The sequence below is a fragment of the Promicromonospora sp. NPDC060271 genome (assembly GCF_042726755.1).
Lineage (GTDB): Bacteria > Actinomycetota > Actinomycetes > Actinomycetales > Cellulomonadaceae > Promicromonospora.
The window spans coordinates 1-23,783 of record NZ_JBHXBG010000002.1 but is presented as its reverse complement, the minus strand read 5'-3'; the positions used below and the strand labels follow the sequence as shown (position 1 = coordinate 23,783).

The following is a 23,783-nucleotide window of genomic DNA, read 5'->3' as shown; positions in this document are numbered from 1 at the left end:
CTTGGTGTTTGTTTTTTTTTTGGTTCCGGGGGCGCGCTTGAAAAAAAAATCCCCCCCCACCCCACGGAGGGGGAGGGTCAGGCCTCCGCGACCAGGGAGAACAGGTCCTTCGGGTCCTGCGGCTCCGCGATGAGGTCCAGGTGCTGCAGCAGCTCCGGGGCGTTCGCCGTCACGTCCTCCAGCACGAACTTCAGCGCGGTCCAGTCCTCAACGGCGAACCCGACGGAGTCCCACACGATCAGCTCGTCCTGGCTCCGGCGGCCCTGTGCGGCCCCCGTGACGACCTGCCACAGCTCGGTGACGGGGAAGTCCGGCGCCTGGTGCTGGATCTCGCCCTCGATGCGGGTCTGCTCGGGCAGCTCCACGAAGACGCTCGCACGGGCGATGATCGCCGCGTCCAGCTCGGTCTTGCCCGGGCAGTCGCCGCCGATCGCGTTGATGAACACCCCACCGGTGACGTCGGCGTCGTGCAGCACCGTCGCGTTCTGCTTGTCGGCGGTGCAGGTCGTGATGACGTCGGCGCCGCGGACGGCGTCAGCGGCGTCGACCGCCATGACCACGTCGAAGCCGAGCGCCTTGGCGTGCCTGGCCAGCTTCTCCATGGCGAGCGGGTCGACGTCGAAGATACGGAGCGTCTCGATGCCCAGCTCCGCGCGCATGCCCAGCGCCTGGAACTCGGCCTGCGAGCCGCAGCCGATCAGCGCGAGGGTCCGCGACTCCGCCGGCGCGAGGTACCGCGCGGCCAGCGCGGAGGTCGCGGCCGTGCGCAGCGCGGTGAGCAGCGTCATCTCGGCGAGGAACGTCGGGTAGCCGTTGCCGACGTCGGCGAGCATGCCGATCGCCGTCACCGTCTGGAACCCGCGCGACGGGTTCAGCGGGTGCCCGTTGACCAGCTTGAAGCCGTAGGTCTCCGCGTCGGAGGTCGGCATGAGCTCGATCACGCCCTCCTTCGAGTGCGACGCGATACGCGGCCGCTTGTCGAGCTCGGGCCAGCGTGCGAAGTCGCGCTCCAGCGCGTCGGTCAGGGCGGCGATGGCCGCCTCGGGGCCGCGGCGGGCCACCCAGCGGGCGGTCGCGGCGACGTCCAGGTACGGGACCGTGGTCATCGGGTCTCCTCGGTGGTGGCGGGACGCAGCTCGAGCGTGCAGCACTTGACCGAGCCGCCGCCCTTGAAGATCTCGGACAGGTCGACGCCGACCGGCACGAAGCCCCGCTCCTTGAGCGCGTCGGCGTAGTCGCGGGCGCGGTCGCTGAGGAACACGTGCAGCCCGTCGGACACGACGTTCAGGCCGAGCACGGCGGCGTCGTCGGCGCCCACGAGGATCGCGTCGGGGAACAGGCGGCGCAGCGTCTCCTGCGCCGCCGGGCTGAACGCCTCGGGGTAGTAGGCCACGACCGTCTCGCCGGAGACGGCGCCGTCGTCGAGCACCGAGAGAGCGGTGTCGAGGTGGTAGTAGCGCGGGTCGACGAGCTCGAGCGGGACGAGCTCGACGCCCTGCTCGGCCAGCTCCAGGCGCTCGGCCACCTCGGCGTGGCCGGCGGGCGTCGTGCGGAAGCCGGTGCCCGCGAGCAGCAGCTTGCCGATCAGCAGCAGGTCGCCCTCGCCCTCCATGGTCTCGACGGCCTCGCCGAGCCGGCGGTAGCCCTCGGCCGCGGGGGTGCCGAACCAGCGGTCGTACGCCGGGCCCTCGGCCGCGCGCTCCGGGTAGGTGAACCGGGCGGCGAGCGCGCGCCCGCCCACCACGATCCCGCCGTTGGCCGCGTAGACCATGTCGGGCAGGCCGGGCTCGGGCTCGATCACGTCGACGCGGTGGCCGCGGGCCTCGTAGGCGGCGCGCAGCGCCTCCCACTGGGCGAGCGCCTTGGCGGTGTCGACGGGCGACGACGGGTCCATCCAGGGGTTGATGGCGTAGACGACGTCGAAGTACGTGGGCGGGCACATGAGGTAGTGCCGCGGCGTGGCGGTGCGCTGCGCGCTGGTCTGCGTCAGGGGCGCGGTGGTCTGCGTCATGGCGTGAGGCTACGTGCGTACCGATTCACAACAACCCTGCTTCCGTTGTGCATTCAGCCACGGTTTCTTGCGCAATCGCGCGCCGTACTGAACGATTCGTTCATGGATGCCGTGAACCGGGCAATTGTCGGCGAGCTGCTGCGCGACGGACGTGCCACGTACCAGGAGGTCGGCAGCGTCGTCGGCCTCTCCGCGCCCGCCGTGAAGCGCCGGGTGGATCTCATGATCGCCCGTGGGGAGATCGCTGGCTTCACCGTGCGGGTGGACCCGCAGGCGATGGGCTGGACGCTGGAGGGGTACGTGGAGATCTTCTGCTCCGGCATCGTCTCCCCCGCGGTGCTCGAGCGCGACTTCGCGCCCATCCCCGAGGTGGTCCGGGTCTCGACCATTACCGGCGACGCCGACGCGATGGTGCACGTCATGGCCGCGAACATGGAGCAGATAGAGCACGTGGTGGAGCGCATCCGGACGGTCACGCACGTGGTCAAGACACGGACGGCGCTCGTGATGTCGCGCGTCGTCGACCGTCCGGGCGCCTGACCTGACCGGATTCGGCTTCCTACGCCTTAGGGTGTCCTAACAGGATTTCCTCATCGGACCGGAGGGCGCCCCCGATGCTCAGAACCACGGTCTCCGACGACGTCGCCGGCTGGCTCGACGTGCTCGGACCTCTCGCGTTCTACCTGGTCGTCTGGGGCCTCGTCTTCGTCGGCACCGCGTTCTTCGTCGGTGTCTTCATCCCGTTCCTCACCGGGGACGGCCTGCTGTTCGGCGCCGGCATCGTCGCAGGCAGCACCGACCGCATCGACATCTGGGTGCTGGCGATCGGCGTCGGCGTCGCGGCGGTGGCTGGCGACCAGGTCGCGTTCCTCCTGGGCCGCAGGTACGGGCGGCCGTACCTCAGCTCCCGGAAGGGCCGCTGGGTGCAGTCGATGGTGGTGCGCACCGAACGGTTCTACGAGCTGTTCGGCTGGTGGTCGGTCGTCATCGGCCGCTACATGCCGTGGGCGCGTGTGTTCGTCCCGGTGATCGCGGGGGTCGGCGGCATGTCGTACCTGCGCTTCCTCACCGCGAACGTGTTCGGGGCGCTGAGCTGGGCGGTCCTCATCACGGTGCTCGGGTACCTCGCGGCGTCGGACCCGTCGGTACGGCCCGTCGCGTACGTGGTCGCTGGTGTCGTCATCGCGGCCTCGGTGGTCGCGGGCATCCGCGCCTGGCACCAGGACCGGGCTGCCCGCACCGCGACGAGCGCGTCCTGACGCTTCCTGGCCGACCGATCAACTGGGGGCGTCGAGGGATCAACCGGGCGGAGCCTGCGACGTCCAGGCTTGAGGCATGCCCACCCAGAGCACCACTGTGCCCGCACAGTCATCACCACCGAGCACTGACCTGAGCACCCCGCCCCGCACGACCTGGACACCGGTCGTCGCGCTCGCGTCCGGGATCGCCATCCTGGTCGCCAGCGAGTTCCTGCCCGCGAGCGTCCTGCCCGGCCTGGCGGCCGACATCGGCGTGAGCGAGGGCACGGCCGGCCTTGCCGTGGCCGCTACGGCGATCGCCGGGGCCTTCACGGCGCCGAGCATCGCCGTGCTCCTCCCCCGGACGGACCGGCGCAAGGTCATGCTGGGCCTGCTCGCCGCCGCCACGGTGTCGAACCTCGCGGTCGCCGTCGCACCCAGCTTCGCCGTGCTGCTGATCGGCCGCCTCCTGCTCGGCATCGCGATCGCCGGGTACTGGTCGTTCGCCTTCGGCGTCGGCACCCACGCCGCCCCGGGCAAGGAACGCCTGGTGTCGTCGGCCATCTCGTTCGGTGTCAGCATCGCGACGGTGCTCGGCGTCCCGCTCGGCTCGATAGTGGGCGACGCCGTCGGCTGGCGGACGGCGTTCGGGGGCGCCGCCGTCCTCTGCGCGATCAGCGCGGTCGCCCTCGCCGTGGCCCTTCCCTCCGTCCCTGCCCACCCGACGGCCGGCCTGCGGATGCTGCGCGAGGCCCTGCGGAACGGGCGGCTGATGGCGGGCATCGGGTGCGTGGTGCTGGTCGCGCTCGGCAACTTCGCGGCCTACCCGTACATCCGCCTCGCGATCGATCGCATCGATCCCGGCGCGACCACCTGGATGCTGCTTGCCTGGGGCGCTGGCGCCGTCACCGGCACGATCGTGGCTGGGATGCTCGCGCGCTGGCTGCGCCCGCTGGCCGGAGCCGCGCCGGTCGCGCTCGGCATCTCCCTGGTGCTCACGGCGAACGCCTCGTCCGTGCCGGTGCTGGCCGTCGCGGTGGTCCTGTGGGGCTTCGCGTTCAACATGATCCCTGTCGTCGTCCAGCTCTGGGGCGCACGCGTCGAGCCCCAGCGGACGGAGTCCGCGATGGCGCTCAGCGTCACCGCCTTCCAGGTGGCGATCACGGCGGGCTCCGCGCTGGGCGGAGCACTACTGGACGGGTACGGCGTCCGATCGCTGCTGCTGGTCGGCGCGGGCGCGGCGGTGGCAGCGGGGATCGGCTGGGCGCTCCTGCGGATACCCCGCTCCTGACGCCCGCCACGTGAGCGGCGAGACCCCGTGGTCCGCGGCGAACGCCCGGCTGAACGCGGCGACCGACCCGTACCCCACCTCGAACGCCACCCGCGTGACCGCCAGGCACCGCTTGGTGAGCAGGGTGCGGGCCCGGTTCATGCGCACCTCGCGCAGCATCCGCATCGGGCTGTGCCCGGTCGCACGGCGGAACCGCTCGGTCAGCGCCGAGCGCGACAGGTGCACCAGGCCGGCCATCCGGTCGAGGGTCCACCGCTCGCCCGGGCTCGCCGCGAGGGCGGCGACCACCTCGGCCACCTCCGGGTCGTCGGCCGGGCCGGGTCCGCCGCCGGCCGGGCCGCCGACCATCTCTGCCGGTCGGGGCATGGTTGAGATCGCCGCGCCGATGAGGCCCGCGTAGGCCGCGGCGAACCGGTCAGCCTTGCACTCCACGCTGAGCGGGCAGGTGGTCACGAGCGCGACGACGCCGCGGTGCTCGTCGCCGAACCCCCGCAGGACCAGCGGGCTCGACCACGGCGTGGCGGGGGCCGTCCGCCAGAGGTCTCCGTGCACGAGGTCGGTGTCGACATCGGCGGTGAGCCGGTATGCCGTCCGGGGATCGACGAGCACCGCGTCGCCGGGCAGGATCGTCCGGCGGCCGCCCGCCGTCTCGAGCGTCGCGGCTCCGGACACGATCAGTGCCCACAGGGCACCGGACCGCACCAGGGTCGCGTCAGCGGGTAGCTGCTCGCGCTTCAGCGTCGTCATGTCCCATTCCATACGAGACGGAGCCACGAACGCGCGTCCCCTATTCCCGGACCGGCCGCAGCCGGCTCGTGGCCATCGCGACCGGGATCGCCACCGCACCGATCAGGGCGCCCACCGCGACAGCGGCCGGCACGCCGAACCCGGTGATCGCGAGGCCGCCGACCGCGGCTCCCGTCGCGACGCCCACGTTCGCGGCCGACGCGGGCAGCGACTGCGCGAGCGGCGCGCCCGGCCCCGCCAGACCGACCACCCGGTGCTGCAGGGACGGCGCCATCCCCATGGTGCACAGGCCGAGCAGCGCCAGGATCAGCGCAACCATGACCGGCGACGAACCGAGGAACCACAGCGCCACCAGCGACAGCGTCAGGCCGGTCAACCCGAGGACCAGCGCGCGCGACGCGTCCCAGTCCGCCAGGCGGCCGCCCACGTAGGCGCCGGCGGCCGTCGCCGCGCCGTAGATCATCAGGTAGACCCCGACCATGGCACCGGAGACCCCGGTGACCTCCCCGAGGAACGGCACCACGTAGCTCCAGGCGGCGCACGAGGCGGCGAAAACCAGGAAGCAGACGACGAGCAGCGCGAGCACCCGGGGCGCGAAGGCGTTCCGCAGCTGCCCGCGTCCGGCGTCGTCCGCGCTCGCACCAGGCAGGGACGGGACCAGGAACCAGCACGCGGCCAGGACGAGCGCGCCGAGCGCCGCCACGGCGACGAAGGCGCCGCGCCAGCCGGCGACCTGTCCGAGCGCCGTCCCGAGCGGGGCGCCGAACGCCCCGGCCAGCGTGTTGCCAAGGAGGATCGCTGCCATCGCCCGGCCGGCCGCCTCGCGTGGGACGACGGCGGTGGCGACCGTGAACGCCGTCGCCAGGAAGAGGCCGTGCAGTGCACCGGTGACCCCGCGCGCGACCAGGAAGGTCAGGTAGTCGGCGGTGACGACGGCGAGCAGGTTGCCCACCACGAAGACGGCCACGGAGCCGCGGACCACCGTCCGCCGGTCGAGCCGCACGGTCGCCATGGTCAGGAGCGGACCGCCCGCGGCCAGGCCGACGGCGTAGGCGGTGACCAGACCTCCGGCGGCGGGCACCGACACGCCGAGGTCACCCGAGATCACCACCAGCAGGCCGATCACCAGTGTCTCGGCGGTACCGAGCACGAAGTTCGCCGCGAAGAGCGTCGAGAGCGTGCGGCGGGCCGACGGCGGCGCGGCGGGAACCGCTTGCGTCCGTACGTCCATGCGTTCCTCCGGGTGGGCAGCGGCCGCGCCGTATCGCAACCGAATGATTGCGACACTATGGCAACCGATTGGTTGCGTCAAGGCGTGGCCGGGCATAGGCTCCGAGGCATGTCCTTCCCCGATCGCATAGTGCGGACCATCGAGCTCGGCCACCCGCCCGCCACCGTCTGGGCCGCCGTCACCACCGCGGAAGGCCTGGCGTCCTGGTTCGGCCACCACGCCGACATCGACCTGCGCCCGGGCGGCACCGCCCGGATCGCGTGGGACGACGGCGCCCGCCACGACCTCCGCGTCGAACGTGTGGAGGAGCCGACGGCCTTCGCCTTCACCTGGCAGATCCACGGCATGCCCGAGGACGACCCGCGCCGCACCTACGTCGAGTTCACGCTGGAGCCGGCCGGCGACCCCGCCGGGACGAGCACCCAGCTGACCGTGACGGAGACGGGCTTCGCGCAGTTCCCCGCCGACGACCACGCGGTGGCATATCCGGACCACGTCACCGGGTGGGAGCGGGAGCTCGGCGAGCTCGCCGCACATCTCGCTGCCGCGTGAACGACGGTCCCGTGAACGAGCCGGAGAAGGTCGCCGAGCAGGTCTTCGCCGCCCTCGCCGACCCGACCCGGCGCGCGATCCTCGGCGAGCTCGCGGCCCGCGGCCCCGCGACGGCGACGGACCTGTCCGGCCGGCTGCCCATCACCCGGCAGGCGATCGCGAAGCACCTGACCCTGCTGACGGACGCCGGGCTGGTGATTCCCGAACCCGGCGAGCGCCGCCGGGTGCGCTACCGGCTGCACTCGACGCCCATGCAGGTGGCCCAGCAGTTCCTCGCGGCCCTCGCGCGGGACTGGGACTCCCCGCTCGCCGCGCTCAAGGCGCGGCTGGACGGCGGGGCGCATCCGGACAACGCGCCGCCGTCGCGCTGACCTGACCCTTGCCCTGACATACTGCGGGTGCATGCCCGCAGGTCATGCCACAGCCAAGGAGTCAACATGCTGATCGCCGGTCTCGTGCTCGCGGGCGTCGCAGCCCTGGTCCACGTCTACATCTTCTACCTGGAGGCCTTCGCCTGGACCGACCGGAAGACCTTGGCGACGTTCGGGATGACCGCGGAACAGGCGGAGGCGACCCGGCCGATGGCCCTCAACCAGGGCTACTACAACCTGTTCCTCGCGATCGTCGCCGGCATCGGCATCGTCCTCACGGCCGCAGGGTCGACGGCGGCGGGTGCGGCCCTCGTGCTCGCCGGAACCGGCTCGATGGCCGCGGCGGCGCTCGTGCTGGTGATCTCGGACCCGACCAAGCGCGACGCGGCGCTGAAGCAGGGCCTCGTCCCGCTGCTGGCGGTCATCGCCGTCGTGGTCGGCCTGCTCCTGTGACCCCCAGCCACCTGGCCGTGGGCGCTCAGGTGGGGACGTCCATGCGCTGCGTGCCGATGACCGCCAGGAGGCGTAGGGCCTCTTCCGACGGCGATCCCGGGTCCGCCGTGTAGACCACCACGTGCTGATCCTGGTCGGTGAGGTCGAGGGCGTCGCAGTTCACGGTCACCAGGCCGACCAGCGGGTGCCGGAACGACTTGCGCAGCACGTGCTCGGCCCGCACGTCGCCCGCCGTCCACAGGTCGACGAACTCCGGGCTGCCCGCGAGGAGCTCGTCGATCAGCGCGGTCACCTCGGGGTCGTCGGGGTACCGGGCCGCCGTGGTGCGGAGCCGGGCGACGGACGAGCGGGCGAACTCGCCGGCGTCCGAGACCCCGTACAGCCGCTCCCCCGGCGCCTGGGAGCCGAGGAACGCCCGGCGGGCGAGGTTGCGCTCACGACGGGGCAGCGCCGACCAGTCCTCCATGAGCGCCGCCGCGAGCCGGTTCCAGGCGACGACCTCGAGGGTCGCGGAGGTGACGAAGGCAGCGGCCTGCGGCAACCGGTCCAGCATGAGCCGGACGCTCGGCCGGACCTCGCGCGGCGGTCCTGGGGGCGGGCCCGGGGGCACGCCGGCGAGCTCGTGCAGGTAGCCGCGCTCGGCGTCGGACAGGCGCAGCGCCCGGGTGAGGCCGCTCAGCACCTCGCGTGACGGGTGCGGGCCACGGGCCTGCTCCAGCCGCGTGTAGTACTCGGTGGAGATGTAGGCGAGCTGCGCCACCTCCTCGCGGCGCAGGCCCGGCGTACGGCGGCGCGGTCCGGCGGGCAGGCCGACGTCGGCGGGCGTGATCCGTTCCCGTCTGCCGCGCAGGAACGTCGCGAGCTCTGCTCGGTCCATACCTTGAAGTATGCGCAGACGGCGGAACGGTAGCCAGGTACTCGCGCTGCCTGGATGGGCCCCGGTGCCCGGCGCAGGCTCGACGGTATGAGCACACCAACCACCGAAGCGACCACCACGACGACCGGAGCCGGCCTGCTGGCCGGCAAGGTCGCCTTCATCACGGGCGCGGGCCGCGGCATCGGCGCGGCCTCGGCCCGCCTGTTCGCCCGGGAGGGCGCAGCGGTGTTCCTCACGGCCCGCACCGAATCGCAGCTCAAGGCTGTGACCGACGAGGTCAGGGCGGCGGGCGGCACCGCGGACTACGCGGTGGCCGACCTGTCCGACGCCGACAGCGTGCGCGCCGCCGTCGACCAGGTGGTGAAGCTGCACGGACGCATGGACGTCGCGTTCAACAACGGCGCCACGTTCACCCCGCCCGAGCCGCTGGACCAGGTTTCCGAGGCCGACTTCGACCGCCTCTACGCCGTGAACCTGCGCGGGCCGTGGCTGGCCATGGTCGCGGAGATCAACGCCATCCGGGCCACGGCGGGTACCGGCGCCATCGTCAACAACACCAGCATCGGCAGCCTGCGGGCCAACCCCGTGCTGCCCGCCTACGGCGCGATGAAGAGGGGCGTGAACAGCCTCACCGAGTCGGCCGCCGTCACCTACGGGCCGGAGGGCATCCGGGTCAACGCGGTCTCCCCCGGCGGCACGTACACCGCGATGATCGAGGCCTGGGAGGAGCACACTCCCGGACTGATGGAGCAGCTGACGCCCGGGATCCCGCTGCGCCGGGGCGCCCAGCCCGAGGAGATCGCCGAGGCAGCGGCCTGGCTGCTCAGCGACCGGGCCTCATACGTCACGGGAACGATCCTGCAGGTGGACGGCGGCGCGGGCGCCTGACCCAAACCTCGTTGAGTGCTGGATATTTGTGCGCCTGGGGCTGCCAAACGCACAAATATCCAGCACTCAACGGGCGGGGTGGGGGGCGTTGCGGAGGCGGCGCAGCATTCGCGGGTCCTGGAAGCCGACCGTGCGGGCCGCCGACTCGACCGTGGCCCCGTGCCCGATCAGGTGCTCCGCCCGTTCGAGCCGCAGCAGCTGCTGGTAGCGCAGCGGCGTCATCCCGGCTGCCTGGGTGAACAGCCTGGTCAGCGTGCGCGCGGCGACACCGGCGTGCGCGGCCAGCTCGGTGAGCGGCAGGGTCTGCGCGAAGTGGGTGTCGATATGGTTCTGTACCCGGTGGACCGTGTCGTCGACGTGCGACCGGTGTCGCAGCATCGCGCTGGCCTGCGGCTCCGTCCCGTTCCGGCGGGTGTACACCACCATCTCGCGGGCCACCCGGGCGGCGAGCGCGGGGCCGTGCCGCATCGCGAGCAGGTGCAGCGAGAGGTCGATGCCGCTCGCGATGCCCGCGGAGGTGACCACTCCGCCGTCCGTCGTGAACAGGACGTCCTTGACCACGTGCGCCAGCGGGTAGCGGGCGGCGAGATCGTCCTGGACGGCATGGTGCGTGGTGCAGCGCCGGCCGTCCAGCAGGCCGGCCTGGCCGAGGGCGTCCGCCCCCGCGCACACGCTCGCGACGGTGCCGCCCGCGCCGTGGTGGGCCGCGAGCCGCTCGCGCAGCGGGGCACTCACCCGGGGCCAGGCGGCCTTGACGCCGTCGACCCGCCACCCGGGCACGACGACGAGGTCGTCGGGGCCGAGCTCCGGCCAGTCGGTTCCCGCCACGAGCGGGAGGCCCTGCGCCGAGGCGACCACGCCGGCGTCGGGCCGCGGGCCGCCGGCCCCGCCGTCCACGGAACCATCGGGCTCGACGCCGGACACGTACCGCAGGTCGTAGGGCCGGCCGAAGTCGCCCGCCGCGAAGAAGGCCTGCGCGGGGCCCGCCAGGTCGAGCAGGTGGACCCCGGGCAGCAGCACGAAGACGACAGTGGTCACGAGGCTGATGCTGTCACGCCCACCTCGGCCCCCGCCCCAGGATCTGCCTCGGACTCGAGCTCCGCGACGGTGGCGATCCGTGCGAACCGGTCACGGAGCACTGCCTCGGTGCGTTCGAGGATGTCGGCGGCGCTGAACCGGCCGAGCGGGTCGGTGCTGGTGGCGTCGCTCACGAACGTCATGGCGTAGCCGAGGTCGGAGCCGACCCGGGTGGTGGTCTCGACGCACTGCTCGGCCCGGATGCCGCAGACGCGCAGCTCCGCGACGCCGTGCGCGGTGAGGATCTGCTGCAGGTTGGTGGTCGTGAACGCGTTGTGCGACGTCTTGCGGAGCACCGGCTCGTCGGGCAGGGGCTCGCTCAGCTCGGCGAACAGCCGGACGTTGCCGGACTCCGGGTCGAACGCGTTGCCAGTGCCTGGTTCGGTGTGCAGCACCCAGACGACGAGGTCCCCGGCCGCACGGGCCAGGTCGACGAGCCGGTTGACGGGCTGGGCGATCCCCGGGTTGAGGGTGTCGGCCCACTGCGGGCGGACACGGAAGGACTCCTGGACGTCTACGACGATCAGCGCTCGGTTCATGTCTCCAGTCTGGGCGCGCCGGCGCCGGGGCGGGAGGCCGGATCGGGTCGCGAGGCGGACGGATCTGGTCACGGACCAGCATGCTGACTCGTTGCGCCGAGGGGGCTTGAGTCAGTCGCCTGGTCGGACCAGGCGACTGACTCACCGGACCGGATCCAGCGAGTCAGCCGCCGGGGCACTGTGCCCGTCAGGCCGCGAACGCCGCCGTGTTCCGCCGCGCCCAGTCGGCGAAGGTGCGCGCGGGCCGGCCCAGCACGGTCTCCACGTCCGGGCTCACCACCTGCTCCTCCGGGAGCGGCTCGCCCAGGATCGCCAGGGTGCCGTCGACCACGTGCTCCGGGATGTACGCGAGCATCCCGGCCCGTGCCTCCTCGTACGTGAGCTCGACGAAGTTCAGGGGGACGCCGAGCGCCTCGGCGAGCGCCTGGGCCCGCTCGCGCGGCGAGACCGCGGCGGGACCGGTGAGCGCGTAGGTGCGGCCCGCGTGGCCGTCGTCGACCAGCGCGGCCGCCGCGACCTCGGCGATGTCGGACGGGTCGACGGCGGGCAGTGCGACGTCGCCGAACGGCGCGCGCACGGTGCGCTCCGCGCGGACCGACGGCGCCCAGGCGAACGCGTTGCTGGCGAAGTCCCCTGGCCGCAGCACCGTCCAGTCGAGGCCCGACCCCTGCACCAGCTTCTCGAGCTGGGCGAGGGGTCCGTGCGAGACCGATCCGGACCGCGTCGCCGCGCCGAGCGACGAGAGCAGGACGAGGCGCCGCACGCCCGCATCGGCGGCCGTGCCGATGATCCGCTCGGTGTCCAGGTGCTCACCCGAGCCCGGCACCAGGAGGAACAACGCCTCCGCGCCGTCGACGGCGGTGCGCAGGCTGTCCGGGTCGGCAAGGTCCGCGCGCTCGCCGCGGACCCGGGGGTCGTCGAGCGGGGCGGTGCCCGCGCGCGACAGGGCTGTGACGTCATGGCCCCGTCGGGCGAGCTCGGCGACCAGCGGTCGGCCGATGTTTCCGGTGGCTCCGGTGACGACGATCATGAGTGCTCCTTGGCTCGTGCGACACGGCCCCGAACCGGGGCCCGGCGACCCCTCCGGCCGCTCCGCCGCCGACGTTACGAGCCTGAGTACAGTAGGTTCCCTCAGGAAAGTATTGGAGCCTGCCATGCCGAACGCGAGAGCCACCACGAGCACGTGGTCGCCGCAGCCCGACGACGACCCGGCCACCGCCTGCCCCATCTCACCGGTCGTGGAGCTCGTCTTCAGCCGGTGGACGACGCCGATCCTGTGGGTGCTGCAGGCCCACGGCACCCAGCGCTTCGTCGAGCTGGAGCGGCGCATCGGCGTGACGCCGAAGGTGCTCACGCAGCGCCTGCGCCAGCTCGAACGGGACGGCCTGGTGCGGCGCAGGATCTACGCGGAGGTACCGCCGCGCGTGGAGTACGAGATCACCGAGCTAGGCAGCAGCCTCCACTCCGTCTTCGCTGCCCTGGGCGAGTGGAGCGACGCCCACATGGCCGATGTCGCAGCGGCCCGCGCCACGTACACGGGCCCGCTCCCCCGCTGATCGCGGAGGAGCGGGCCCGTTCCTACCCGCGCGTCAGGCCTTGACGAAGGCCAGCAGCGCCTCGTTCACCTCGGCCGCGTGGGTCCAGAGCAGGCCGTGCGGCGCGCCCTCGATCTCGACGTACTCCGCCTCGGGGAACGCCTTGTGGAACGGGCGGGCCGTCGCGTCGATCGGGAGGATGTTGTCCTTGGTCCCGTGCAGGATCAGGGACGGCTTGCCCGCGGCGCGCACCGCCTCGACGTCGGCCCGGAAGTCCTCGATCCAGGCCGAGACGACGGCGTAGGCCGCGACCGGCGCGCTGCCCGTCGCCGTGTTCCAGCTCGCCGTGACGGCCTCCTGGCTGATCCGGCTGCCGAGGTTCTCGTCCAGGTTGTAGAAGTCCTGGTAGAAGTTCGTGAACCAGGCGAACCGGTCGGCGCGAGCGGTCTCCTCGATGCCGTCGAAGACCGACTGCGGCACGCCGGTCGGGTTGTCGTCGGTCGCGACGAGGAACGGCTCGAGCGACGCGAGGAACGCGAGCTTGGCGACGCGCTCGTGGCCGTAGTTCTTCACGTACCGGGCCAGCTCACCGGTACCCATCGAGAAGCCGACGAGGATGACGTCGCGCAGGTCGAGCGTGTTCAGCACCGTGTCGAGGTCGGCGGCGAAGGTGTCGTAGTCGTAGCCGGCCCCGACCTTGCTCGACTTGCCGAACCCGCGGCGGTCGTACGTGATGACGCGGTACCCGGCGGCGATCAGCTCACGCGACTGGCGCTCCCAGCTGTTGCCGTCCAGCGGGTAGCCGTGGATGAGGACGACCGGTTGCCCCGTGCCGTGGTCCTCGTAGTAGAGCTCGGTGGTGGTGCTGTTCTCGGCGCCGACCGTGATGAAACCCATGATGTGTTCCTCTCCTGAATTCCCGCTTGCCATCCTGTGGCCCGACGGAGAACGGTCGTTCTCTGCCGATATCCGCTACAGTAGAGAACGAACGTTCTCCGCGCAAGTCGTGCGGAGCGAAAAGTGGGGTGAGATCGGATGCTCGACGAGAAGACCGCTCGCGAGGCGGTGATCGAGGCCGCGGACGGGCTGTTCTACGCGCACGGCGTCCAGGCCGTCGGCATGGACGCCGTACGGACGGCGGCGGGCGTCTCGCTCAAACGGATCTACTCGCTCTTCGCCTCGAAGGACGAGCTGATCGTCGCCGTGCTCAACCACCGAACCACCGTCTGGGACTCCGGCCTCGCGTCCGCGTCGGAGCGGGCGACGTCGGCCCGCGAGCGCATCCTCGCGATCTTCGACTTCCTCGACGCCTGGTTCCGGGAGCCGGACTTCCGCGGGTGCGCGTTCATCAACACGCACGGCGAGCTCGGCTCCGGCTCGACGGCGGTCGTGGACGCCGTCCGCGAGCAGAAGCGCAGCTTCCAGGAGTACGTCGCCCGCCTCGTGGCGGACGCCGGTGCGCCCGCCACCCTGGCGCCGCAGCTCGCGATCCTCGCCGAGGGCGCGCAGACCACTGCCGCCATCGCGGGCACCCCGGACGCGGCGCACCAGGCCCGCGCGGCGGCCGAGACCCTGCTGGACGCGGCAGCTGCGAGAGGATGAGGACATGACGACCGACGACACCACCGGCGGCGTACCGGGAGCCACTCCCTACGCCCTGCAGACCGGCCCGCACGAGGGTGACTTCGCCCTCCGCTGGGCGTACGGCAACCCCGAGGCACCGTTCACCATCACGGAGTTCGGCGACTTCGAGTGCCCCTACTGCGGTGCGGCCAAGCCCGTGCTGCACGAGCTCGTCAACGGCTCCGAGGGCCAGGTCCGCCTGGTGTGGCGCCACTTCCCCCTGTTCGAACCGCACCCGTACGCGCTGACGGCAGCCCTCGCGGCCGAGGCGGCGGGCCACCAGGGGGCGTTCTGGCCGATGGCGGGCCTGCTCTTCAAGAACCAGGACAGCCTCGACGACGCGTCGATCATCCGGTACGGCGAACAGCTCGGCCTCGAGACCAGCGCCCTGGTCGGCGACCCGGCGCAGCGGTTCGCCGGCGCCGTCCGCAAGGACTACCAGGCAGGCATCGATTCCGGGGTGCACGGCACGCCCACGCTGTTCATCAACGGCGAGCCGTACCTGGGCGCCGTCACGGTCACCGACCTGCGGGACACCATGTCGATGTCCCGCAAGCGCGCCCGCTTCCGCCGGTGACCGCCCGTTCGTCGAACGTGCGGTGACCTACCGCGTCAGGAGTGCCCGCAGGTGGGCCACCACCTCCTGCGGCGACTGCTCGGCCATGAAGTGCCCCGCGTCGAGCGTCCGGTGCTCCAGGTCGTCGGCCCACGCGGACCACAGGCCGGCCGCGTCGTAGCCGAGCGCCGCGCCCCAGTCCTGCTGGAGCACGGTGACCGGCATGGCGAGCCGCCGTCCGGCTGCCCGGTCGGCCCGGTCGTGCTCGACGTCGATCCCGGCCGACGCGCGGTAGTCCGCCACTATCGACGGCACCGCCTCCCGCGAGGCCCGCAGGTACTCGGCCCGGACGTCGGCCGGGATCGCGTCGGCGGAGGTGCCCCAGGCGTCGAGGAAGAAGCCGAAGAAGTCGTCGGCACTGGCCTCGATCATCCGCTCGGGCAGGCCCGGCGGCTGGGCCATCAGGTACAGGTGGAACGCGACGGCGGCGTCGGCGCCGTGCAGCACGTCCCACATGTCGAGGGTCGGGAGGACGTCGAGGACGGCCAGGTGGGTGACCCGGTCCGGGTGGTCCAGACCTGCGCGGATCGCGACGAGCGCTCCCCGGTCGTGGCCGGCGAGGGCGAACGTCTCGTGGCCCAGCGCGCCGGCGAGCGCGACCACGTCCTGTGCCATGGTCCGCTTCGAGTAGGTGTCGCGGTCGAGCTCGGCGGGCTTGTCGCTGGCACCGTAACCGCGCAGGTCAGGGACGATCACGGTGTGGTCACGGACGAGGTCCGCCGCGACGTGGCGCCACATGAGGTGGGTCTGCGGAAAGCCGTGCAGCAGCACGACAGGGCTGCCGGAGCCGCCTACCGCTACGTTGAGGACGACGTCGCCGACGGCGACGCGCTGGTGGTCGAGCCCAGGGATCTTCTGTGTCATGCCCCGAATCTCCAGGACGTGGATGAGCAAGCGATGAGTAACGACGTGCGGGTCGGGGTGCTCGGCCCGGTCACCGCGTGGGTCGACGGCGCAGAGGCGGCCCTGGGCGGCCCCCGCCAGCGCGCCGTCCTGGCGCGGCTGGTCGCGGCGGGCGGCCGCACGGTGACCGCCGACCGCCTGGTCCAGGACCTGTGGGCCGAACCGCCGCAGGGCGCGCTGGCGGCCGTGCGCACGTTCGTCGCGGCGCTCCGCCGCGGCCTCGAGCCCGGGCGGACGGCACGCACACCCGCCCGGCTGCTCGTGACCGACGGGCCGGGGTACGCCCTGCGCGACGTCGATGTCGACGCCTGGTCGTTCGAGACGGCGGTGGCCGAGGCCCGCGACCTGGCCCCAGCGGCCGCCCGGACGTCGCTCGACCGGGCACTCGGTGCCTGGCGTGGCACCCCGTACGCGGGACTGGACCAGCCGTGGGCGGTCGCCGAGCGGGCCCGGCTGGCCGAGGTGCGGCTCGTCGCCACGGAACGCCGCGCCGAGGTGCGGATCGCGCTGGGCGACGCGGCCGGCGTCGTACCGGGTCTGGACGCGCACGTGGCCGAGCACCCGTGGCGGGAGGAGGCGTGGCGCCTGCTGGCGCTCGCGCTGTACCGGTCGGGCAGGCAGGCGGACGCGCTGGCCGTGCTCCGCAGGGCGCGAGTCATGCTGTCCGACGAGCTCGGCGTCGACCCGGGGCCGCGGCTCGCGGAGCTGGAGGGCCGGGTGCTGCGGCACGAGGTCGGCGCCGACGCGGCCACGCCCGACGACGTCTGGCGCGACACCGCCTCCGCGTACGAGCGAGTGGTCGCCGCCGGTGCCCGCAGCCGCCTCGAGTCGACGGCGACGCTCCTGCGCACCCTTGCGCTGTCCGGTGGCGAGGGCCTGGCGGCCGCCCGCTCGCAGCGGGTGGCCGCCGTCCGCGCCGCCGAGCAGCTCGGCGACCCCGAGCTCACCGCCCGGGTGATCGGCGCGTTCGACGTCCCCGGGGCATGGACGCGGTCCGACGACGCGGACCTGGCCGCCGAGGTGGTCGCCGCCGCCGAGCGCACGCTGGCCGCCCTCCCGGAGGACGCGCCCGACGCCGTCCGGGCCCGGCTGCTCGCGACCGTCGCCATGGAGTCACGCGGGCTGCCCCGGCCGCGGGGGCCCGAGGCCGCGCGTCAGGCGGAGACCCTCGCTCGGCGGGCCGGCGACCCGGCGGTGCTCGCGTTCGCCCTGGCAGGCCGGTACCTGACGGGCTTCGAGCGTACGGGCCTGGCCTCCGAGCGGGCCGCCGTCGGCGCCGAGCTGATCGCGCTCGGGGCCGGGCAGGGGCTGTCCACGTTCGAGATCCTGGGGCACCTGGTGCGGACGCAGGCGCTGGCGGCCCTCGGCCGGTGGGAGACGGCGCAGCAGCACGCGGACGAGGCCGCCGCACTGGGTGAGCGGTACGAGCGGCCGCTGGTCGGCGTGTTCACGGGGTGGTTCGCGGCGCTGCGGGTCGCGGCGTCGGGCGCGCCGGTGGAGATCGCCGAGCGGGCCTACCGGCAGGCGGCCGGGTCGCTGGACGGTTCGGGGATGCCCGGGCTGGCGGACGGGCTGCTCCCGCTGGCGCTGCTCGCTCTGCGGGTGTGGCGGGGCGTACCGGCGGACGGCGGTGCTGACGACGGTGGTACGGCCGGGGGTGGTACGGCGGATGGCGGTGCGGCGGACGGCGGTACGGCCCGCGGCGGCTCTGCCGGCGGCGGTGTGGCCCACGGCGGCTCTGCCGGCGGCGGCCCTGCCGACGGCGGTCGTGGCTCGGCCGGCCGCGACGGCAACGTGGCGGGCACCCGCTGGGGCCCCTACGAGCCCTGGGCCCGCCCGCACCTGCTCCTGGCCCGCGGGGCGGACGCCGAGGCCGCGGCCGCCGTCCGCCGGATCCCTGACCCGCCGCCCGGTCTGCTCGCCGAGGTGCTGTGGATCCTGGCTGGGCGGGCCGCGATGGCGGTCGGCGACCGCCGGGTCGCCGACCGCGCCCGGACGGCGCTCGTCCCGGCGGCCGACGAGGTGTCGGCGGGCAGCGGTGTCCTCACGGCCGGTCCCGTGCGGGATCACCTGGACGCGCTGGCGGAGTTCCTGGCCGCATAACCGTGCAGGGCGACGCGGCGACCGAGCGATTGTGCCCGGAAGTCGCACGCGAAGTGGGCACAATCGCTCCGACGCGGCGACCGACCGAGCGATTGTGCCCGGAAGCGGCGTGCTTTGTGGGCACAATCGCTCCGTCCGGTCACGCCGGCGGCCGCCAGGCGCCTTCCGGCAGCGGCGGCGGGCCGCTGGCCTCGTGGGGCGAGCAGAGCGGCAGCCGGTCACCGAAGTACCGCAGGACCACGATGCCGATGACGCCGGACAGGATCGACCCGACGATGATGCCCACCTTGGCCTCGTTGATCAGGGCTTCGTCGTCGAACGCGAGCTCGCTGACGAACAGCGCGATGGTGAACCCGATACCGCACAGGAACGCACCGCCGGCGAGGTGGCCGTAGCGCACCTGGCCGGGCAGGGTACCGAGCCTGGTCACGAGCGCGACCATCGCACCGGCGAAGACGCCGATCCCCTTGCCGAGCACGAGGCCGACCAGCACACCGAGCGTGACCGGACTGGACATGGCCGCGCCGATCGACTCCCCTGTGAGCGCGACGCCCGCGTTGGCCAGCCCGAACACCGGCACCACGAAGTACGAGCTCACCGGGTGCAGCGCGTCGAGGATGCGGTCGCTCGTGGGGACCGCCGACCGCGCCGCGCTGACGGCGAGGCGGGAGCGGGCCGGGTCGAGCTCCTCCATGAGGGCGCGCGCGTACCACCCGAGATGTCGGCGCGCCTCGTCGTCGCGTCCCCGGCGGGTGGTCGGGACCGCGAGACCCACGACGACGCCGGCGAGCGTCGGGTGCAGCCCGGACTCGAGGACCGCCACCCACAGGATCAGGCCCACGAGCAGGTACGGCGGGATCTGCCAGACGCCGATCCAGCGCATCGCGAACAGCACGAGCGTGAGCAGCGCCGCGAGCGCCAGCGCGCCCATGGAGATCGCGTCGGTGTAGAAGATGCCGAGGAGGGCGATGGCGCCGATGTCGTCGAAGATCGCCAGCGTGAGCAGGAAGACGCGAAGCTGGTCGGGGCAACGTGGCCCCGCGAGCGCGAGCACGCCGATGACGAACGCCGTGTCCGTGGACATCGGCAGCCCCCAGCCGGACGCGTCCGGGCCGGACGGGTTGATCAGCAGGTAGATGCCGATCGGGACGGCGAGCCCACCGATCGCCCCGAAGAGCGGCACGGACGCGGCGCGGAACGTGCGCAGCTCGCCGACGGTGAGCTCGCGGTTGACCTCGACGCCGACCACGAAGAAGAACACCGCCATGAGGAAGTCGTTCACCCAGTGGTGCAGCGAGAGGTGCAGCTCCCAGGTGCCGACCGTGAGGTTGACGGGCGTCTCCCACAGCGCGTGGTACGAGCCGCCCGCCACGTTCGCCCAGACCAGGGCGATGGCCGACGCCGCGAGCAGGAGCGTCGCTCCCCCGCCCTCGGTCGCGAAGTAGCTGCGTAGCCCCGGGGAGAGGCGCGGGTACGGGATGTCCACCCTGGGCCGGGGTCCCGGCCTGGTCGGAACTCCGGTGGGGATCCGGTCTGTCACGGGTCAAGAATGACAGAGTCGGCCGGCGTCAGCCGATCGCTCTCGTCGCGGCGATCGTGCCGAGCAGGGCCAGCGCCTCGGCGGCCGGCGAGCCCGGGGTCGCGTGGTAGACGACGAGCTCCTGGCCCGGCACACCGCGGACGGCGAAGGCGTGCACGCGCAGCTCCAGGTGCCCCACCTGGGGGTGCAGGAACCGTTTGCTGGTCAGGCGCTTGCCGCGCGCGTCGTGCTGGTCCCACAGCCGCACGAAGTCCGGGCTCTTCACGCGCAGCTCGTCGACGATCGCGCGGATCGCCGGGTTGCCCGGCGTGAGCCCGTCGGCCAGGCGGAGCCCGGCCACGGCGTTCTCGGCAACGTGGTGCCAGTCCGGGTAGAAGGTGCGCGCGGTGGGGTCGAGGAAGGTCGCACGGGTCAGGTTCCGGGAGAACGGGAACCCGCAGAAGAGCGCCTCGCCGAGCGGGTTGCTCGCCAGCACGTCGAAGGCCCGTCCGAACACGAGCGCGGGGCTGTCCCGCCAGGAGAGCATGAGCTCCAGCAGCGCGCTGTCGACCTCCTCGACCGCCGCCGGGCTCGCCGGCCGGGGGCTGAGGCCGGCCAGCCGGTAGAGGTGCTGCCTGCCGTCGTCGTCCAGGCGCAGCACCTCGCCGAGCGAGTCCAGGACCTGCGGTGACGGGTTCACCTCGCGGCCCTGTTCGAGCCGGACGTAGTAGTCGACGCTGACGCCGGTCAGCATCGCCACCTCCTCGCGCCGCAGGCCGACGACGCGGCGCCTGCCGTACACGGGCAGGCCGAGCGCCTCCGGGGTCAGCTGCGCACGCCTGCCGCGCAGGTAGTCGCCGAGCGGTGATGCGGTCATGCCTTCGACGGTACCCGGCCGGCCGCGCGTATCCAGGGTGTGCCGCACCCAGGAGGACGGCGTCCTTCCTGGGCCTGGTGCGGCGCCGCAGCCTGGAGGCATGAGCACAGAGACGAACACCCGGACCAGCACCTCCAAGATCGTCCTCGTCACCGGCGCGAGCAGCGGCATCGGCGAGGCCACGGCGCTCCGGCTCGCGTCGGAGGGCCACCACGTGGTGCTCGGCGCACGCCGGACGGACCGCCTCCAGGCCGTGGTGGAGAAGATCCACTCCGACGGCGGGGCGGCGAGCGCCCACCGGCTCGACGTGACCGACCGCGACGACGTGCGCGCCGTCGTGGACCGGGTCGTCGAGGAGCACGGGCGCATCGACGTCATCGTGAACAACGCGGGCGTCATGCCGCTGTCCCGGCTCGACGCGCTGCTCGTGGACGAGTGGGAGCAGATGATCGACGTCAACGTGCGCGGGCTGCTCCACGGCATCGCCGCGGTGCTGCCGCACTTCGGGCGGCAGGGCGGCGGCCACGTCGTCACGGTCGCCTCGATCGCCGCGCACAGTGTGGTCCCGACGTCGGCCGTCTACTCCGCCACGAAGTTCGCGGCCTGGGCGATCACCGAGGGCCTGCGGCTCGAGTCGGACCCGAGCATCCGGGTCACGACGATCACGCCCGGCGTGGTCGAGAGCGAGCTCGCCGAGCACATCTCCGATCCCGCCACGCAGGACTTCGTGCGGGTCTACCGCCGCAACATCATCCCGGCGGACGCGATCGCCCGGGCCATCTCGTTCGCCCTGGACCAGCCGTCCGACGTCGACGTGAACGAGATCATCGTGCGCCCGGCGGCCCAGCGCTGACCGGACCGAGCACCTGGGTGCCGATGGTGCCGAGCAGCCGCAGCCGGTCGGCGTCCTCGCTGCCGGCCGCGGCTGTGTAGACGACGATGCGCAGGTCGCTGCCCGGTACCGCGAGCACGTCGCAGTCCAGGACCAGCGGGCCGACGGCGGGGTGCAGGACCGTCTTGTGGTTCGACACGTGCTCGCCCACGACCCCGGCGTCCCACTGCCGGGCGAAGTCGGCGCTCGCGCCACGGAGGTCCTCGACGAGGGAGAGCAGGCCGGCGTCGGCCGGGTAGCGGGCCCGTGCCGCCCTCAGGTCCGTGATCATCGCCGCCTCGAACCTGGCGCCATGCTCCGGGGACTGCCGGATGCTGTACGCCGGGCCCACGAAGTGGCGCCAGATCGGGTTGCGCTCGCGTTCGGAGAGCTGGGTCGGGTCGCCGAGCAGGGCTGCCCACAGCGGGTTCCACAGCACCACGTTCCAGGCCGCGTCGTTCACGCTCAGCGGGGCGCCGTCGAGCTGGTCGATCAGCCGCCGCACACCCGGCGGGATGACCTGGGAGACGTGCCCCGGGCCCGGCACCGGCTGGCCGGCGAGGACGTACAGGTGCTCCCGCTCGGCGTCGGACAGCCGCAGGGCGCGGGCGAGCGAGGACAGGACCTGCGGCGACGGCGAGGTGGCCCGACCCTGCTCCAGCCGCACTATGTAGTCGACGGACAGGCTGGCGAGCTGCGAGAGCTCCTCCCTGCGCAGCCCGGCGGCTCGCCGCACGCCACCGGAGGGCAGGCCCACCTCCGCCGGCGCGGTGCGGTCGCGCCAGGCGCGCAGCGCGCTGCCCAGCTCCGTGGATCCGCTCATGCCCCCAACGTATCGAGGGCGGACGGGAACAGCCTGGTACTGGCCGTACCCAGGCTGCGCCGGGCTCTGTCTGTCCTCCTCCGGAGGGACGACGGTGGAGATGTCAGCGGGAACCACCACCAGCTCGGAGCGAAGAACCATGACGACCACCCTCATCACCGGCGCGAACAAGAGCCTCGGCTACGAGACCGCCCGCCGCCTCATCGAGGCCGGGCACACCGTCTACGTCGCGGCGCGGGACCCGGAGCGCGGCAAGGCAGCCGCCGCGCGGCTCAGCGGCCGCTTCGTCCAGCTCGACGTGACGGACGACGACTCGGTCCAGGCAGCCGCCGACGCCGTCCGCGCCGAGGCCGGCCACCTCGACGTGCTGGTCAACAACGCAGGGATCACCGGTGTACCGAAGACCCCTGGCGACGTGACCGGCGACGACATGCTGCACGTCTACGACACGAACGTCTTCGGGCCGGTGCGGGTGACGCGGGCCTTCCTGCCCCTGCTGCAGGAGAGCGACAACCCGGTGGTCGTCAACGTCAGCAGCGGGCTGGGCTCGCTGGCGGCGGTCACCGACCCCAGCCGGGTCGAGTTCCACGTGAAGCTCATGGACTACAGCTCCTCCAAGGCCGCGCTGGTCATGGTCAACGCCATGTACGCCAAGGAGTTTCCGGGCATCCGGTTCAACGCCGTCGACCCCGGCTACACCGCCACCGACTTCAACGACCACGGCGGGTACAAGACCGTGGAGCAGGGCGCCGAGATCATCGTCCGCATGGCGCTGATCGGCGGCGACGGCCCGACCGGCGGCTTCTTCGACGACGAGGGCCCCGTCATCTGGTGACGTGAAAGGGGCGGTGACCCGCTGACCTAACCGCCGATGCTCTCCGCCGCCGTCCGGAGCGCCGCGATCTCGTCCGGCGTCGACATCCGGGCCACTGCCGCGATGTCGAGGAGGTACGCGCGCCGGTCCGGCGGGAAGGCCTCGGCGATCTTTCCCGGGTCCTCCAGCAGGACCCGGTAGATCTCCAGGCCCGCGGCGTAGAACAGGTCGACGAGCTTGAGCTCGCCGGAGGCGTTCCGCATGACGTTGCCCGGGTTGTGGTCGAGCCCGCCCCAGAACGGAACGGACCTTGCGGCCTCGGCGTCCAGCCGCTCGGCCCGCTCCCGGACGGCGGTGATCGGGTCGTCCGGCGCGGCGGCGGCCCAGCGCCCGACGACGGCGTCCGCCTCCGCCCGGTCGACCGGCAGCAGGAACTCCAGCACCGTGAGCCGGCCGCCGCCGGCCAGCGGGGCGTCGAAGTCGATCCGCGGCAGGAGCGGATGCCCCTCCAGGCCGCGGCACAGCTCAACGAAGACCTCGTAGGCGGGCTCGAACGGGCTCACCCGGGCAACCTTCGCCCCGTCGGGCGACCGCCAGACCGTCGCCCAGTCCCCGATGCCGCACACGTTCCAGCCGTCGTCGAGCAGACGTCGGGTCGCCTCGCGGTGCGGCAGGTCACGCAGTGTCTCGAACGAAAGCACGCTCGGAGCGTAGGCGACCTCCTCGGCCACGCTCACGGGAATTACGTGACGGCCACTGCCCGATCAGCCGCTGACTGAATTGTGTTCGGCAGGCTCGGGGCGACCGGAACCCCAGGGGTTCCG

27 protein-coding genes are annotated in these 23,783 nt (G+C 72.9%); 13 read left to right on the top strand and 14 right to left on the bottom strand.

Going from position 1 to position 23,783, the window contains the following annotated elements:
- Window positions 1-77: 77 nt before the first annotated feature.
- Window positions 78-1,106 (bottom strand): ornithine cyclodeaminase, encoded by a 1,029-nt coding sequence (locus tag ACFWE2_RS00530; RefSeq protein ID WP_377222244.1) that lies wholly within the window; start codon window positions 1,104-1,106, stop codon window positions 78-80.
- On the bottom strand, window positions 1,103-2,011 hold the full coding sequence (gene ddaH, locus ACFWE2_RS00525; protein WP_377222243.1) for a dimethylargininase: 909 nt from the start codon (window positions 2,009-2,011) through the stop codon (window positions 1,103-1,105). The genes ACFWE2_RS00530 and ddaH overlap by 4 nt, the downstream gene beginning before the upstream one ends.
- Window positions 2,012-2,113: 102 nt before the next feature.
- On the opposite strand from ddaH, the gene ACFWE2_RS00520 reads away from it, so the two are divergent.
- The 3 genes from ACFWE2_RS00520 to ACFWE2_RS00510 all read left to right on the top strand — a co-directional run bounded on the left by ACFWE2_RS00520 (window position 2,114) and on the right by ACFWE2_RS00510 (window position 4,540).
- Window positions 2,114-2,551 (top strand): Lrp/AsnC family transcriptional regulator, encoded by a 438-nt coding sequence (locus ACFWE2_RS00520; RefSeq protein WP_377222242.1) that lies wholly within the window; start codon window positions 2,114-2,116, stop codon window positions 2,549-2,551.
- Between the two features lie 74 nt (window positions 2,552-2,625).
- Window positions 2,626-3,270 carry a DedA family protein gene (locus ACFWE2_RS00515; protein WP_377222241.1) on the top strand — a complete coding sequence of 215 codons (645 nt, stop codon included), beginning with the start codon at window positions 2,626-2,628 and terminating at the stop codon, window positions 3,268-3,270.
- A gap of 76 nt (window positions 3,271-3,346) precedes the next feature.
- The gene (locus ACFWE2_RS00510) at window positions 3,347-4,540 is read left to right on the top strand and encodes an MFS transporter (protein ID WP_377222240.1); all 1,194 of its coding nucleotides are present in this window, start codon (window positions 3,347-3,349) and stop codon (window positions 4,538-4,540) included.
- Here the strand turns inward: ACFWE2_RS00510 and ACFWE2_RS00505 are convergent.
- Both ACFWE2_RS00505 and ACFWE2_RS00500 read right to left on the bottom strand, forming a co-directional pair.
- Window positions 4,439-5,287, bottom strand: coding sequence for a helix-turn-helix domain-containing protein (locus ACFWE2_RS00505; RefSeq protein WP_377222239.1), 849 nt, complete (start codon window positions 5,285-5,287; stop codon window positions 4,439-4,441). The genes ACFWE2_RS00510 and ACFWE2_RS00505 overlap by 102 nt on opposite strands.
- Before the next feature lie 40 nt (window positions 5,288-5,327).
- Window positions 5,328-6,518 (bottom strand): MFS transporter, encoded by a 1,191-nt coding sequence (locus ACFWE2_RS00500; protein WP_377222238.1) that lies wholly within the window; start codon window positions 6,516-6,518, stop codon window positions 5,328-5,330.
- A 108-nt stretch (window positions 6,519-6,626) separates the two neighbouring features.
- Here ACFWE2_RS00500 and ACFWE2_RS00495 point away from each other — a divergent pair, with 108 nt between their 5' ends.
- From ACFWE2_RS00495 to ACFWE2_RS00485, 3 genes are all read left to right on the top strand, one after another.
- Window positions 6,627-7,070 (top strand): SRPBCC domain-containing protein, encoded by a 444-nt coding sequence (locus ACFWE2_RS00495; protein ID WP_377222237.1) that lies wholly within the window; start codon window positions 6,627-6,629, stop codon window positions 7,068-7,070.
- An 11-nt stretch (window positions 7,071-7,081) separates the two neighbouring features.
- On the top strand, window positions 7,082-7,441 hold the full coding sequence (locus ACFWE2_RS00490) for an ArsR/SmtB family transcription factor (RefSeq protein WP_377222236.1): 360 nt from the start codon (window positions 7,082-7,084) through the stop codon (window positions 7,439-7,441).
- 66 nt (window positions 7,442-7,507) lie between these two features.
- Window positions 7,508-7,894 carry a DUF1304 domain-containing protein gene (locus tag ACFWE2_RS00485; RefSeq protein WP_377222235.1) on the top strand — a complete coding sequence of 129 codons (387 nt, stop codon included), beginning with the start codon at window positions 7,508-7,510 and terminating at the stop codon, window positions 7,892-7,894.
- A gap of 25 nt (window positions 7,895-7,919) precedes the next feature.
- On the opposite strand, the gene ACFWE2_RS00480 is transcribed toward ACFWE2_RS00485, so the two are convergent.
- Window positions 7,920-8,771, bottom strand: coding sequence for a helix-turn-helix transcriptional regulator (locus ACFWE2_RS00480; RefSeq protein WP_377222234.1), 852 nt, complete (start codon window positions 8,769-8,771; stop codon window positions 7,920-7,922).
- Window positions 8,772-8,858: 87 nt separating this feature from the next.
- Here ACFWE2_RS00480 and ACFWE2_RS00475 point away from each other — a divergent pair, with 87 nt between their 5' ends.
- Complete coding sequence (locus ACFWE2_RS00475; protein WP_377222233.1) at window positions 8,859-9,659, top strand: SDR family NAD(P)-dependent oxidoreductase; 801 nt, start codon at window positions 8,859-8,861, stop codon at window positions 9,657-9,659.
- 66 nt (window positions 9,660-9,725) lie between these two features.
- Here the strand turns inward: ACFWE2_RS00475 and ACFWE2_RS00470 are convergent, their stop codons facing one another.
- The 3 genes from ACFWE2_RS00470 to ACFWE2_RS00460 all read right to left on the bottom strand — a co-directional run bounded on the left by ACFWE2_RS00470 (window position 9,726) and on the right by ACFWE2_RS00460 (window position 12,305).
- On the bottom strand, window positions 9,726-10,697 hold the full coding sequence (locus tag ACFWE2_RS00470) for a GlxA family transcriptional regulator (protein WP_377222232.1): 972 nt from the start codon (window positions 10,695-10,697) through the stop codon (window positions 9,726-9,728).
- Window positions 10,694-11,275, bottom strand: a complete 582-nt coding sequence (locus tag ACFWE2_RS00465; protein WP_377222231.1) for a cysteine hydrolase family protein — start codon at window positions 11,273-11,275, stop codon at window positions 10,694-10,696. Before ACFWE2_RS00465 ends, ACFWE2_RS00470 begins: the two co-directional genes overlap by 4 nt.
- A gap of 187 nt (window positions 11,276-11,462) precedes the next feature.
- Complete coding sequence (locus tag ACFWE2_RS00460) at window positions 11,463-12,305, bottom strand: NAD(P)H-binding protein (protein ID WP_377222230.1); 843 nt, start codon at window positions 12,303-12,305, stop codon at window positions 11,463-11,465.
- Between the two features lie 124 nt (window positions 12,306-12,429).
- On the opposite strand from ACFWE2_RS00460, the gene ACFWE2_RS00455 reads away from it, so the two are divergent.
- Window positions 12,430-12,831: a winged helix-turn-helix transcriptional regulator gene (locus ACFWE2_RS00455; protein WP_377222229.1), complete on the top strand. Its 402-nt coding sequence runs from the start codon at window positions 12,430-12,432 to the stop codon at window positions 12,829-12,831.
- Window positions 12,832-12,864: 33 nt separating this feature from the next.
- On the opposite strand, the gene ACFWE2_RS00450 is transcribed toward ACFWE2_RS00455, so the two are convergent.
- Window positions 12,865-13,707 carry an alpha/beta fold hydrolase gene (locus tag ACFWE2_RS00450; RefSeq protein WP_377222228.1) on the bottom strand — a complete coding sequence of 281 codons (843 nt, stop codon included), beginning with the start codon at window positions 13,705-13,707 and terminating at the stop codon, window positions 12,865-12,867.
- Between the two features lie 138 nt (window positions 13,708-13,845).
- On the opposite strand from ACFWE2_RS00450, the gene ACFWE2_RS00445 reads away from it, so the two are divergent.
- Together ACFWE2_RS00445 and ACFWE2_RS00440 are read left to right on the top strand one after the other, a co-directional pair.
- Window positions 13,846-14,412, top strand: coding sequence for a TetR/AcrR family transcriptional regulator (locus tag ACFWE2_RS00445; protein ID WP_377222227.1), 567 nt, complete (start codon window positions 13,846-13,848; stop codon window positions 14,410-14,412).
- Between the two features lie 4 nt (window positions 14,413-14,416).
- Window positions 14,417-15,010, top strand: a complete 594-nt coding sequence (locus ACFWE2_RS00440) for a DsbA family protein (protein ID WP_377222226.1) — start codon at window positions 14,417-14,419, stop codon at window positions 15,008-15,010.
- A 27-nt stretch (window positions 15,011-15,037) separates the two neighbouring features.
- Here ACFWE2_RS00440 and ACFWE2_RS00435 read toward each other — a convergent pair whose 3' ends face one another.
- Entirely contained in the window at window positions 15,038-15,913 is an 876-nt protein-coding gene (locus ACFWE2_RS00435; RefSeq protein ID WP_377222225.1) for an alpha/beta fold hydrolase, read from the bottom strand.
- A gap of 33 nt (window positions 15,914-15,946) precedes the next feature.
- Between ACFWE2_RS00435 and ACFWE2_RS00430 the strand changes: the two genes are divergently transcribed.
- Window positions 15,947-18,055 (top strand): BTAD domain-containing putative transcriptional regulator, encoded by a 2,109-nt coding sequence (locus tag ACFWE2_RS00430; protein ID WP_377222224.1) that lies wholly within the window; start codon window positions 15,947-15,949, stop codon window positions 18,053-18,055.
- Window positions 18,056-18,194: 139 nt separating this feature from the next.
- Here the strand turns inward: ACFWE2_RS00430 and nhaA are convergent, their stop codons facing one another.
- Together nhaA and ACFWE2_RS00420 are read right to left on the bottom strand one after the other, a co-directional pair.
- Window positions 18,195-19,595, bottom strand: a complete 1,401-nt coding sequence (gene nhaA, locus ACFWE2_RS00425; protein ID WP_377222223.1) for a Na+/H+ antiporter NhaA — start codon at window positions 19,593-19,595, stop codon at window positions 18,195-18,197.
- A 28-nt stretch (window positions 19,596-19,623) separates the two neighbouring features.
- The gene (locus tag ACFWE2_RS00420; RefSeq protein WP_377222222.1) at window positions 19,624-20,451 is read right to left on the bottom strand and encodes a helix-turn-helix transcriptional regulator; all 828 of its coding nucleotides are present in this window, start codon (window positions 20,449-20,451) and stop codon (window positions 19,624-19,626) included.
- A gap of 100 nt (window positions 20,452-20,551) precedes the next feature.
- Here ACFWE2_RS00420 and ACFWE2_RS00415 point away from each other — a divergent pair, with 100 nt between their 5' ends.
- Complete coding sequence (locus ACFWE2_RS00415; protein WP_377222221.1) at window positions 20,552-21,304, top strand: SDR family oxidoreductase; 753 nt, start codon at window positions 20,552-20,554, stop codon at window positions 21,302-21,304.
- On the opposite strand, the gene ACFWE2_RS00410 is transcribed toward ACFWE2_RS00415, so the two are convergent.
- On the bottom strand, window positions 21,276-22,145 hold the full coding sequence (locus ACFWE2_RS00410; RefSeq protein ID WP_377222220.1) for a helix-turn-helix transcriptional regulator: 870 nt from the start codon (window positions 22,143-22,145) through the stop codon (window positions 21,276-21,278). The two genes, ACFWE2_RS00415 and ACFWE2_RS00410, sit on opposite strands and share 29 nt — an antisense overlap.
- Window positions 22,146-22,284: 139 nt before the next feature.
- On the opposite strand from ACFWE2_RS00410, the gene ACFWE2_RS00405 reads away from it, so the two are divergent.
- Window positions 22,285-22,980 carry an SDR family NAD(P)-dependent oxidoreductase gene (locus ACFWE2_RS00405; protein WP_377222219.1) on the top strand — a complete coding sequence of 232 codons (696 nt, stop codon included), beginning with the start codon at window positions 22,285-22,287 and terminating at the stop codon, window positions 22,978-22,980.
- Window positions 22,981-23,006: 26 nt separating this feature from the next.
- Here ACFWE2_RS00405 and ACFWE2_RS00400 read toward each other — a convergent pair whose 3' ends face one another.
- Window positions 23,007-23,660, bottom strand: a complete 654-nt coding sequence (locus ACFWE2_RS00400; RefSeq protein WP_377222218.1) for a hypothetical protein — start codon at window positions 23,658-23,660, stop codon at window positions 23,007-23,009.
- Window positions 23,661-23,783: the final 123 nt, after the last annotated feature.

What these genes read in the sequence shown, in the direction of transcription:
- ACFWE2_RS00450 (WP_377222228.1), bottom strand. Translation starts at nt 13,707, where the DNA reads ATGGGTTTCATCACGGTCGGCGCCGAGAACAGCACCACCACCGAGCTC.
- ACFWE2_RS00495 (WP_377222237.1), top strand. Translation starts at nt 6,627, where the DNA reads ATGTCCTTCCCCGATCGCATAGTGCGGACCATCGAGCTCGGCCACCCG.
- ACFWE2_RS00415 (WP_377222221.1), top strand. Translation starts at nt 20,552, where the DNA reads ATGAGCACAGAGACGAACACCCGGACCAGCACCTCCAAGATCGTCCTC.
- ACFWE2_RS00460 (WP_377222230.1), bottom strand. Translation starts at nt 12,305, where the DNA reads ATGATCGTCGTCACCGGAGCCACCGGAAACATCGGCCGACCGCTGGTC.
- ACFWE2_RS00420 (WP_377222222.1), bottom strand. Translation starts at nt 20,451, where the DNA reads ATGACCGCATCACCGCTCGGCGACTACCTGCGCGGCAGGCGTGCGCAG.
- ACFWE2_RS00445 (WP_377222227.1), top strand. Translation starts at nt 13,846, where the DNA reads ATGCTCGACGAGAAGACCGCTCGCGAGGCGGTGATCGAGGCCGCGGAC.
- ACFWE2_RS00455 (WP_377222229.1), top strand. Translation starts at nt 12,430, where the DNA reads ATGCCGAACGCGAGAGCCACCACGAGCACGTGGTCGCCGCAGCCCGAC.
- ACFWE2_RS00485 (WP_377222235.1), top strand. Translation starts at nt 7,508, where the DNA reads ATGCTGATCGCCGGTCTCGTGCTCGCGGGCGTCGCAGCCCTGGTCCAC.
- ACFWE2_RS00480 (WP_377222234.1), bottom strand. Translation starts at nt 8,771, where the DNA reads ATGGACCGAGCAGAGCTCGCGACGTTCCTGCGCGGCAGACGGGAACGG.
- ACFWE2_RS00440 (WP_377222226.1), top strand. Translation starts at nt 14,417, where the DNA reads ATGACGACCGACGACACCACCGGCGGCGTACCGGGAGCCACTCCCTAC.
- ACFWE2_RS00530 (WP_377222244.1), bottom strand. Translation starts at nt 1,106, where the DNA reads ATGACCACGGTCCCGTACCTGGACGTCGCCGCGACCGCCCGCTGGGTG.
- ACFWE2_RS00410 (WP_377222220.1), bottom strand. Translation starts at nt 22,145, where the DNA reads ATGAGCGGATCCACGGAGCTGGGCAGCGCGCTGCGCGCCTGGCGCGAC.
- ACFWE2_RS00475 (WP_377222233.1), top strand. Translation starts at nt 8,859, where the DNA reads ATGAGCACACCAACCACCGAAGCGACCACCACGACGACCGGAGCCGGC.
- ACFWE2_RS00505 (WP_377222239.1), bottom strand. Translation starts at nt 5,287, where the DNA reads ATGACGACGCTGAAGCGCGAGCAGCTACCCGCTGACGCGACCCTGGTG.
- ddaH (WP_377222243.1), bottom strand. Translation starts at nt 2,011, where the DNA reads ATGACGCAGACCACCGCGCCCCTGACGCAGACCAGCGCGCAGCGCACC.
- ACFWE2_RS00430 (WP_377222224.1), top strand. Translation starts at nt 15,947, where the DNA reads ATGAGTAACGACGTGCGGGTCGGGGTGCTCGGCCCGGTCACCGCGTGG.
- ACFWE2_RS00465 (WP_377222231.1), bottom strand. Translation starts at nt 11,275, where the DNA reads ATGAACCGAGCGCTGATCGTCGTAGACGTCCAGGAGTCCTTCCGTGTC.
- ACFWE2_RS00520 (WP_377222242.1), top strand. Translation starts at nt 2,114, where the DNA reads ATGGATGCCGTGAACCGGGCAATTGTCGGCGAGCTGCTGCGCGACGGA.
- ACFWE2_RS00435 (WP_377222225.1), bottom strand. Translation starts at nt 15,913, where the DNA reads ATGACACAGAAGATCCCTGGGCTCGACCACCAGCGCGTCGCCGTCGGC.
- ACFWE2_RS00405 (WP_377222219.1), top strand. Translation starts at nt 22,285, where the DNA reads ATGACGACCACCCTCATCACCGGCGCGAACAAGAGCCTCGGCTACGAG.
- ACFWE2_RS00510 (WP_377222240.1), top strand. Translation starts at nt 3,347, where the DNA reads ATGCCCACCCAGAGCACCACTGTGCCCGCACAGTCATCACCACCGAGC.
- ACFWE2_RS00515 (WP_377222241.1), top strand. Translation starts at nt 2,626, where the DNA reads ATGCTCAGAACCACGGTCTCCGACGACGTCGCCGGCTGGCTCGACGTG.
- ACFWE2_RS00500 (WP_377222238.1), bottom strand. Translation starts at nt 6,518, where the DNA reads ATGGACGTACGGACGCAAGCGGTTCCCGCCGCGCCGCCGTCGGCCCGC.